The sequence below is a fragment of the Stutzerimonas frequens genome, from assembly GCF_024448335.1.
Lineage (GTDB): Bacteria > Pseudomonadota > Gammaproteobacteria > Pseudomonadales > Pseudomonadaceae > Stutzerimonas > Stutzerimonas frequens.
Genome location: NZ_JAMOHM010000028.1, coordinates 1 through 3042, shown reverse-complemented (window position 1 = coordinate 3042; position 3042 = coordinate 1). Strand labels below are relative to the sequence as shown.

The 3042-nt window shown below is 54.9% G+C and carries 4 protein-coding genes and 3 tRNA genes; all 7 read right to left on the bottom strand.

The window, feature by feature from the left end:
* A partial coding sequence (locus tag NAO55_RS20870; RefSeq protein ID WP_003292966.1) for a GTP-binding protein occupies window positions 1-83 on the bottom strand: 83 nt, incomplete at its 3' end.
* An 84-nt stretch (window positions 84-167) separates the two neighbouring features.
* Window positions 168-243 (bottom strand) — tRNA-Thr (locus NAO55_RS20865).
* 26 nt (window positions 244-269) lie between these two features.
* A tRNA-Gly gene (locus NAO55_RS20860) sits at window positions 270-343 on the bottom strand.
* 25 nt (window positions 344-368) lie between these two features.
* Window positions 369-453: transfer RNA gene (locus NAO55_RS20855), tRNA-Tyr, on the bottom strand.
* A 141-nt stretch (window positions 454-594) separates the two neighbouring features.
* Window positions 595-1266, bottom strand: coding sequence for an SPOR domain-containing protein (locus NAO55_RS20850; protein WP_102840415.1), 672 nt, complete (start codon window positions 1264-1266; stop codon window positions 595-597).
* Window positions 1267-1290: 24 nt separating this feature from the next.
* On the bottom strand, window positions 1291-2031 hold the full coding sequence (locus tag NAO55_RS20845; RefSeq protein WP_102840414.1) for a pantothenate kinase: 741 nt from the start codon (window positions 2029-2031) through the stop codon (window positions 1291-1293).
* Complete coding sequence (gene birA, locus NAO55_RS20840; RefSeq protein ID WP_102840941.1) at window positions 2028-2975, bottom strand: bifunctional biotin--[acetyl-CoA-carboxylase] ligase/biotin operon repressor BirA; 948 nt, start codon at window positions 2973-2975, stop codon at window positions 2028-2030. Before birA ends, NAO55_RS20845 begins: the two co-directional genes overlap by 4 nt.
* Window positions 2976-3042: the final 67 nt, after the last annotated feature.

Here is a 3042-nt window from a genome sequence, read left to right as displayed (position 1 = left end):
AGAGTGGTCTTGCCATGGTCGACGTGACCAATGGTGCCGACGTTGACGTGCGGTTTGTTACGTTCGAACTTTTCTTTAGCCATCGAGACCGTCTCCCATCGTTGAATTGAGCTAGTCACGCCACCATTAAAACAAAGGCAGATATTTACATATCTGCCTTTGAGGTTTGGAGCTCATGAGCGGATTTGAACCGCTGACCTCACCCTTACCAAGGGTGTGCTCTACCAACTGAGCTACATGAGCGAAACATATACCGCAAACATCGAAGCTGGAGCGGGTAGCGGGAATCGAACCCGCATCATCAGCTTGGAAGGCTGAGGTTCTACCACTAAACTATACCCGCGAACGCCGAAGCTTACGCTTGAATCTGGTGGAGGGGGAAGGATTCGAACCTTCGAAGTCTATGACGTCAGATTTACAGTCTGATCCCTTTGGCCGCTCGGGAACCCCTCCAAAGTGAGGCGGCATTTTCATCATCTGCCACCAGGCTGTCAAGCATTTTCTCATATAAATCTTGAGCTTAGCTTCATCGACAGCCGCTTCGCGAAGGAACCAATCAGCCCTAGCTGCGAAGCGGGCGCCATTCTATGCAAACTATTCGGAAGTTGCAACGTCTGTGCAGGACATCTGCCGATGCTGCAGTTCCGGCATGTCGTTTTTCAAGCCTCGCAAGATGGTATCGTCCAGCTGATTACGACTAGCGACTGCGACGCGCACCCAGTACTTGCGGTGCATACGCGGTAACTCACGAACCAGCGCCGCATAGCCAACCTCGCGCAAACGAGCAACCACCCCCTCTGCAGAGTCTTTTCGCGAGAAGATCCCAAGCGAAATACCATTCGACAGGTCGCCTACCGTAATGATGTAGCTATCAATATTGCGGCTTTGCAGTTCACGCAACTGGCGTAGCGAGGCCTGCCTGGACGCAAGCGGGGGCAGATAGACCCAGTAATCCACGCCGGTAGCTGCATCGACCTGCTGAACCTCGGACTGCACATCCAGGCTCAGCAGACGCTGCTCTAAAGACTCTGCTTGCTGCTCTTCGTCGAACCCACCAAGGAACAGACATCCATCATCATTGGCCGCCGATGATGAACTGGCTCGCCGCTGGGGTACTGAGGACTCACTGAGCAAAGTGATGTTCTGCTGAAGCCGGCTGTAAGAATCGAGAGGCGCGACCTCTTTAACTCGAACCGGAGCCTCGTATTGGTGCTGAACCCAGAAAAAAACATTCAACAGCACCAAAAGAAGAAATAACCAACGCATGCAACCTTCAACCTTATAGATGCGTTAGGGGCAAGCGATTGCCAGCCCCCGAAAAACGAGATCCGGTATGCGCTGGACCTGGCCGATATCCTTGATCAGACCCGCATCACCCCCAGTAGCATAAACGCTGAAGGCCGCCCCAAAACGATCGCCCGCCTGACGAATTTGTGTAGACACAAAACTGTCGAGCATTGATAGACAGCCTCGCTCCACCGCCTCTACGGTGGTTCGCCCGGGCTCTAGAGTGCAGGATGCAGCAGGCGCCTCATCCATGGAGTAACGTATGCGCTGCGTATGAGCATGCAACTGACTCCTGAGCAGGGAAATTCCTGGACAGATAAAACCACCAAGATGGACACCCTGTGCATCCACCAGATCAGCAGTCACCGCCGTCCCCAGATCAAGCACGAGCATGGCGTCACGCTTGAGCTGAAAAGCGCCGACCATAGCCAGCCAGCGATCCATCCCAAGCCGCTCATACTCAAGATAGCCATTGATTACGCCGCCCAACTCTTTAGCAGGGGCAGCGCTCTGAACGTGAACAGACAGGGCGTCGGAGATGCGCGTACAGATCTCCGTGGTCTCTTGGTCGCTGCGTACGCTGACCAACCTAGCTCTCAAGATACGCAAGTGAACCAGACTGCCAAGCTCCCCCAATAAGCCAGCCGCACAGCTCGAGGCTCCCTGCGCCGCAACGACGCCGGAACAAGAGTCCAAGACGCGCCATTTGATCAAGCTGTTACCGCAGTCCAGCTCAAGAATCATTGATCCAACCTCAAGCTTAGTTCTCCGCCGCTGAATGAACGCTCGACACCGTCAATCATCAGTCTGAGCCCACCCTGGTGATCCACTCCCAGCACCGTTCCCGAAAACTCTTGCGTCCCAGTACTAAGCGTACATCTGCGATGCTGCCAAATATGGCTCGCCTCCCACTCATCTCTCAGGCCGGAGAACCCAGTGCTAGCGTGCTGATCGAGATATGTTTTCAGCTTGCCAGCAAGCGTAAGCGCCAGTTCATTTCGATCAACCATCCCGATCCACTCGTTGAGGGATGTCCAAGGTTGGTCGATCCCCTCGGCTTCATGCATGTTAACGTTGACGCCAATGCCAGCCACTACATGGCATTGATCCGCGGGATCGCCAGTCAGCTCCAACAGAATCCCCGAGATTTTGCGTCCATCCACGTATACGTCGTTTGGCCACTTCAGCCCCGCTTGAGGCAACCCCATTTGGCGCAACGTCTGCATAACAGCCAATCCGACCACAAGACTCATGCCGGACAGCTGTCTAGCACCACCGTGTACCTCTAACGCCAGACTGCAGTACAGGTTCTGCCCAAACGGACTTACCCATTGTCGCCCTCGCCGCCCTCGCCCTGCAGACTGAGCTTCTGCAAGCACAAGCAGCGGGGCCTGGCCGGAGGCTAGAAGCCTCAGAGCTTCCGCGTTCGTAGAGTCGAGCGTGTCAAACAGATGTAACGCCCAGCCCATAGCTCTCATCCGCGGGACGAGCTTATCTTCATCGAGCAAAGACAAAGGTTCGGCCAGACGATAACCCCGGCCGGGAACCTTATAAAGGAGGAGCGCCGTTTCACTTTGAACGCGCTGGAGGTGCTTCCAGACAGCGCTACGACTTACACCCAAAGCCTCGCCCAGCTCCCGCCCAGAATGGAACCGTCCATCTTGGAGCAACTTCAACAGCTTATTCATGCCACCCCCGTAAACGAGGCCCGAATAATAGCGACACAAGGAATGCCTGCCTACAAAGCTTTCATCA

What these genes read in the sequence shown, in the direction of transcription:
- birA (WP_102840941.1), bottom strand. Translation starts at nt 2,975, where the DNA reads ATGAATAAGCTGTTGAAGTTGCTCCAAGATGGACGGTTCCATTCTGGG.
- NAO55_RS20845 (WP_102840414.1), bottom strand. Translation starts at nt 2,031, where the DNA reads ATGATTCTTGAGCTGGACTGCGGTAACAGCTTGATCAAATGGCGCGTC.
- NAO55_RS20850 (WP_102840415.1), bottom strand. Translation starts at nt 1,266, where the DNA reads ATGCGTTGGTTATTTCTTCTTTTGGTGCTGTTGAATGTTTTTTTCTGG.